General features: G+C 53.5%; 6 protein-coding genes. 1 reads left to right on the top strand and 5 read right to left on the bottom strand.

Features of this window, described 5'->3' with window-relative positions:
- Window positions 1–173 precede the first annotated feature (173 nt).
- Window positions 174–329: a BFD-like (2Fe-2S) protein gene (locus FP815_00915; protein MBA3013502.1), complete on the top strand. Its 156-nt coding sequence runs from the start codon at window positions 174–176 to the stop codon at window positions 327–329.
- Window positions 330–451: 122 nt separating this feature from the next.
- Here the strand turns inward: FP815_00915 and FP815_00910 are convergent, their stop codons facing one another.
- The 5 genes from FP815_00910 to FP815_00890 all read right to left on the bottom strand — a co-directional run bounded on the left by FP815_00910 (window position 452) and on the right by FP815_00890 (window position 4,340).
- Window positions 452–1,144: an ABC transporter ATP-binding protein gene (locus FP815_00910; GenBank protein MBA3013501.1), complete on the bottom strand. Its 693-nt coding sequence runs from the start codon at window positions 1,142–1,144 to the stop codon at window positions 452–454.
- Between the two features lie 3 nt (window positions 1,145–1,147).
- Window positions 1,148–2,350 carry an FtsX-like permease family protein gene (locus FP815_00905; GenBank protein MBA3013500.1) on the bottom strand — a complete coding sequence of 401 codons (1,203 nt, stop codon included), beginning with the start codon at window positions 2,348–2,350 and terminating at the stop codon, window positions 1,148–1,150.
- A complete protein-coding gene (locus FP815_00900) occupies window positions 2,347–3,516 on the bottom strand; it encodes an efflux RND transporter periplasmic adaptor subunit (GenBank protein ID MBA3013499.1) in 1,170 nt (389 codons plus the stop codon). The genes FP815_00905 and FP815_00900 overlap by 4 nt, the downstream gene beginning before the upstream one ends.
- A 69-nt stretch (window positions 3,517–3,585) precedes the next feature.
- Window positions 3,586–3,975, bottom strand: coding sequence for a tRNA (N6-threonylcarbamoyladenosine(37)-N6)-methyltransferase TrmO (tsaA, locus tag FP815_00895; GenBank protein ID MBA3013498.1), 390 nt, complete (start codon window positions 3,973–3,975; stop codon window positions 3,586–3,588).
- Window positions 3,972–4,340, bottom strand: a complete 369-nt coding sequence (locus FP815_00890) for a winged helix-turn-helix transcriptional regulator (GenBank protein ID MBA3013497.1) — start codon at window positions 4,338–4,340, stop codon at window positions 3,972–3,974. Before FP815_00890 ends, tsaA begins: the two co-directional genes overlap by 4 nt.
- Window positions 4,341–5,075: the final 735 nt, after the last annotated feature.

Genomic DNA, 5,075 nt, shown 5'->3' with positions numbered 1-5,075 from the left:
GGTAAAATAGCTGCAATGTCACTTGTCCTGCAGTTTTTTCCGGCAACGCCCCACTCTTCCTTAAGTATAAATTAAAACCGGTACGCAGGTATGTCGATGTGGTTAATTGTCGCAAGGGTCAGTAGGACTGCGCCATGACGAGGGAATGAGTCAACCCGGAGGAATTGATGATGATCGAAGAGCTGATTTGTTATTGTTTTCAGTACACGGCTACGGATATCCGAGAGGATGTGTTGATTCATGGCAGGTCAACGATTATTGAGCGAATCGCTGCTGAAAAGAGGGGTGGCTCGTGTCAGTGCGTGGCTAAGAATCCTAAGGGCCGTTGATGCCTAGCCGATGTCCGCCAGGTGGTGGACGCGGTGAGCCGGAACGGGGTTGGGTAGGGGATTGTGGACAATTTACTTTTTTGATCGTCGGGACTAGTTTTTTTGATGGGTGAGTCTGAGATTCAAGTCCGTTGTTCTTTGACTATTCGGCCGTCATGGACTTGGAAGATGCGGTCAAATCCTTCCACCATCCGGTGGTCGTGGGTGACGACCAGGATAGCCGATTGGTTTTCTTCTGCGATTTGTTTTAACAGCGCCATGACATTTTTGCCGTTTTCGGTATCAAGGGCTGCTGTTGGTTCGTCGGCCAAGATTACCTTGGGGCGATTGGCCAAGGCCCGGGCGATGGCCACCCGTTGTGCTTCTCCCCCGGATAGGGCCTTGGGGAAGTTATGCAGGCGGTGCCCGAGATTGAGCGTGTTCAAGAGTTCAACGGCGCGGCATCTGGCCTCCGCTTTTGGTTGGTGGTTGATCTCCAAGGCCAGCATCACATTATCCACAGCGCTCAAAAACGGGATCAGATTGTGGGCCTGGAAGATAAAGCCCAGCTTTTCCCGGCGGATGCGTTTAAGGTCCAGTCCTGGCAGCCAGCCGTCGTCGGCGATGGTCACCCCGTCGAGAATCACTGTGCCGTGGGTTGGTTCGTTGATTAGGCCGATGGCAGTGAGGAGGGTGGTCTTACCCGATCCGGAGGGACCCAGAATGGCAACGAGTTCACCTGGCTTGATCTGAAAGGATGCGTCGCTTAGGGCGGTGACGGCCGTTTCTCCTTGGCCATAAATCTTGGTCAATCCTTCTACTTCCACAGCATACATGAATTATCCTCCCAGCGCTTCCGCCGGATCGACCCGCAGTGCCTTGCGGATACCTACCAGGCTTGAGATGGTGCAGATCATGATCACCAAGACAAAGAGGATTTTGAGGTCGAAGGCGACCAGCACGATTCGGCGAGGGAAGGTGTCTTTGGTGAGGGAGAGCAGGGTGAAGCCGATGGCATAAGCAATACCGCCCATCAATAACGACTGCTGGAGGATCATGCCGATGATTACCCGGTTTTGGGAACCGATCAGCTTCAGAGTGGCGATAACTCTGATCTTGTCGAGGGTCGAGGTGTAGATGATCAGCGAGATGATGACTCCGGAGATGACGAGTAGGATGATCCGGAACATCCCCAGCTGCATCCTGGCCTTCTCAATCATGCCCTTGGACAAAATCTCGGTTTGTTGGGCCTTGGACAGGGCTCGGAGGTGGTTCCAGCGACCGATCCGTTGCTGCACTTCGTTTAAGTCGGTCCCCGGCGCCAAGCGCGCTACCACGGCATTGACGATATGGGTCGATTGGGTGAGGGCTGCGATGTTTTCCTTTAGAAACTTGGCCAGGGCCGGGGTTATGGTCTGCATAGTGTCAACCTGGGCATCGATTCTGGCTCGTTCGTTGCGGATGGCGTTGTTGTCTTTCTTGAATTGAATTTGCTGGGCGTCGGCCAGGGAGACGTAGGCCACCGGATCGCCGCTTGAGGAGACGGTCTTGCCGGTAATGCCAACCACGGTGTAGTCGTGCTGGCCGAGACGGACGGTGTCGCCCAGTGCCATTTTCATCCCTTGGGCAACGACCATTTCGTAGTGTTTTTGGCGAATGGGGCGGCCTGACACGATCGACGACGGGCCACCAAGGCCATTAAGGTCATAGCCAATCAGGAAAAAACGGAAGGGTTTCTCGTGGCGCTGAATCTGGATGGTCTGGAAGGAGAGGGCTGATGCTTGCGCCACCCCAGGGACTCCGGCAATCCGGTATTTGTGGTCTTCCGGGATGCGCGAACTTTCGGCAAACGGCCCGTTGGTGTCTTGTTGCACCACCCAGAGGTCGGCGTTGGTTTCGTTAAGGATTGCCAAGGCGTCGGCGATCAGGCCACGATAGATCCCGCTCATGCTCATGACTACCCCCAGTAACAGCCCCAAGCCGAAGGAGGTGAGGATGAAACGGCCCCGATGATAATTAATATCCCGGATCGCCAGATTCATTGGCTGCGCACCTTCATGCCGTCTTTGAATTTGGCCATTTCAGCCGGAGGGGCCAAGGCCACCTGGTCGCCATGTGTAAGGCCTGAAATGATTTCAGTAAAGCCTTGGCGATCTTCGATTCCGGTCTGGACCTTGGTAAATTGTAACTCATCTTGGGATATGCGCCAGACACCTCGATCATTTGCTCTTGAAATCAGCGCTGTTGCCCGTAGGGATGGCACGCCATCCTTTCTTTCCGCCAGAATCAGGACATCGGCCTGTTCTCCCAGTCTGTAAGAGGCAAGGGGTGGGGTGAAGGCCACATTTACTTCCAACTCCTCAGTAACTCGGTCACTTTGTCGCCCCAGGCGGACCACTTCGCCGGGCCGGGAGGTGTTCTGGTCTGAGCGCAGGGTGATGGCCGCTTTTTTACCCACGGCCACTCCGCCGAGTAGGGCCTCGTCGACATTGGCCTTGACCCAGATCATCTGTGGGTCCGCCATGGTGAATATTGGCAGGCCCAGAGTTACCGTGGCCCCTTGTTCAAGGTTGCGGGAGATGATTACGCCATCCTGGGGGGCGAAAATTCTGGTATCTGCTAACCTGCTGCGGGAGAGGTCAAGACTTGCTTGGTTGAGCTGTTCTTCCATGTGGATCACCTGGAGGGCCGCCTTTGATCGGGCCACCTCCTCCAGGGCTACTGCGGATGCGGTCTGGTACTGTTCGAACTCTAGATGCGCGATCAGATCCTTATTGGCCAGGTCGGCAAAACGTTGGGCGTTTTTTTCTGCGAGAGTCAGTGTTGCTTGGGCCTTGCGAAGAGTGGTCTCTTCGACGGCGCGTGTGGCCTCCGCCTTGTTCAGCGCAGCTTGGGCCTGCCGCTCTTGCTGGATAAAATCGGTGTCTTCCAAACGGGTGAGGAGTTGGCCCTTGGTTACCTGGTCTCCTTGGTCGGCGAAGATCTCAATGATTCGACCTGTAATTTTACTCGAGATCGCAAGCATGACTTTGGCCTCCACCGTCCCATTGCCATACACCTGGGCTGTCAGATCTCGTGCCACTACGGTGTCTATTTCAATGCGGGGAGGGGTCAGAATCTTGGTCTTGATTACAAACACGGCGCCGATGAGGATAACGGACCACAGCAGCCAGGGCTGGATTCGCTTAAGAGTCTTTCCTCGCTCCATCTTTTTCTCCTTGTCTGCTGATATGAGTGTTACTTAAGGTCTTGAGGTGTCTTGCTGGTGGTCAGTCAGCTAAATTTTTCGTTTCAGGTCCAGCAGTGGGGTCTGGTTAATTACGTCAACACCGTGCACCGTCAGGTTGCGGCCATTGATGGCTGTTACTTTCAGCTCCGAGACGGCAATCGGGTTGGGCCGCATGGGGCTGCGGGTGGCAAAGACCCCGAAGAGACCACGGCTCTTGTCCCCGCGGGGATAGACCTGGAGGATATCGCGTTTGGCCTGGTCCAGCCAGAAGAGGGCAACTATGGTATGACCTGCTTCGATCCCTTTGAGGCCATTCTCAAATTCAGCGAAGATTTCCAGGGTGCCGGAATGAGTTGATTCGTCGTAATTCTTGGGGGCTTGCGACGGATCGAGAAGGTCGCAGTGCATCAGGCCGATGGGAGTCAGGGTCAATGTCATGGGGTCTTGGTTGGATGCTGGTTGGTCGGCAGATATCGGCAGCGGTCAAGGGAGGGGAGCTTGTCTTTCAGCTCTTGAATCTGGGAGTCAGTGGTCAGCCAGTGGTCCAGGTGGGTCAGCATCTCTCGGGCATAGTCGGAATCAGTTTCCCGACAAAGGCGGTAGTTGGTCCAGGCGCCATCCTTGCGAAAGGTCACCAAGCCGGCCTCATCTAGAATGCGGAGGTGTTTTGATACGGTTGGCTGGGACAGTCCCAGCAGGGCTGTTAACTCGCAGACGCACAACTCTCCTTGGCCCAGGAGTTTAATGATCTTAACCCTGCCAGGGTCGGACAGGGCTTTCATCACTCGAAGAAATAATCGCATCAGTGTCTCATTAAATTACCTGATTAGCGCTAATCTTCCGCAAGCCGTCACCCCGGCATGCTTTTAGCCGGGGTCCAGTGAAGACGACAGATTGGATTCCGGCTAACGACATGCCGGAATGACGATGATTTCGTGCTGTGTTACATCGCCAAGGCGACTATTGCCAATGATGCACATAGTGCTCGAAACACTCTACTGCGGAAGATTAGCGCTAATCAGCTTAAATTATATATTGCCATGTGACTATATGTAATTGATGCGATTCCTCCTGTCAAAGAGAAAATTGGAAAGAAGCATCTGGTGTTATGGGGGTCATGCAAGGCGTGTCTGGAGGTTGGATATTATTTCTTTATTTTGAGATCAAGTGGTTAATTGCTACATCTAGGGTGACTATTCAAAGTAACGGTAGTCAGTTGTCGGTTTACGGTTAAGAGAATCATAGTAAGTCATGATTCATCGCATGATGCATGATTTCTTCTGTGTGCTCAGCCTTTTGGGGAGGATCACTCATCGTTAACTGGTAACCGTAAACCGTAAACCGATAACCTAGGCAGTTAGCATCTAGGTGGTATTGTTTTGGTATTTTAATGAATATTTAGTAACTATCCACCTTCTGACCCAGAAAGGTGCCGAAGCCCAGAACCGTAACTGTTCAGCAGTGCCGCAGATGCTAGGCATCGGCCTGCGATGTGTGCTTTTCGCACATGAGCAGGCCGATAACAACGCAGATGTGGC

The sequence above is a fragment of the Desulfobulbaceae bacterium genome (assembly GCA_013792005.1).
GTDB lineage: Bacteria > Desulfobacterota > Desulfobulbia > Desulfobulbales > VMSU01 > VMSU01.
Note: the sequence above shows the minus strand (reverse complement) of the source record. Positions and strands in the feature narration are given on the sequence as shown.

Coding starts and splice junctions, on each gene's coding strand:
- FP815_00910 (MBA3013501.1), bottom strand. CDS start 1,144: ATGTATGCTGTGGAAGTAGAAGGATTGACCAAGATTTATGGCCAAGGA.
- FP815_00905 (MBA3013500.1), bottom strand. CDS start 2,350: ATGAATCTGGCGATCCGGGATATTAATTATCATCGGGGCCGTTTCATC.
- FP815_00900 (MBA3013499.1), bottom strand. CDS start 3,516: ATGGAGCGAGGAAAGACTCTTAAGCGAATCCAGCCCTGGCTGCTGTGG.
- tsaA (MBA3013498.1), bottom strand. CDS start 3,975: ATGACATTGACCCTGACTCCCATCGGCCTGATGCACTGCGACCTTCTC.
- FP815_00890 (MBA3013497.1), bottom strand. CDS start 4,340: ATGCGATTATTTCTTCGAGTGATGAAAGCCCTGTCCGACCCTGGCAGG.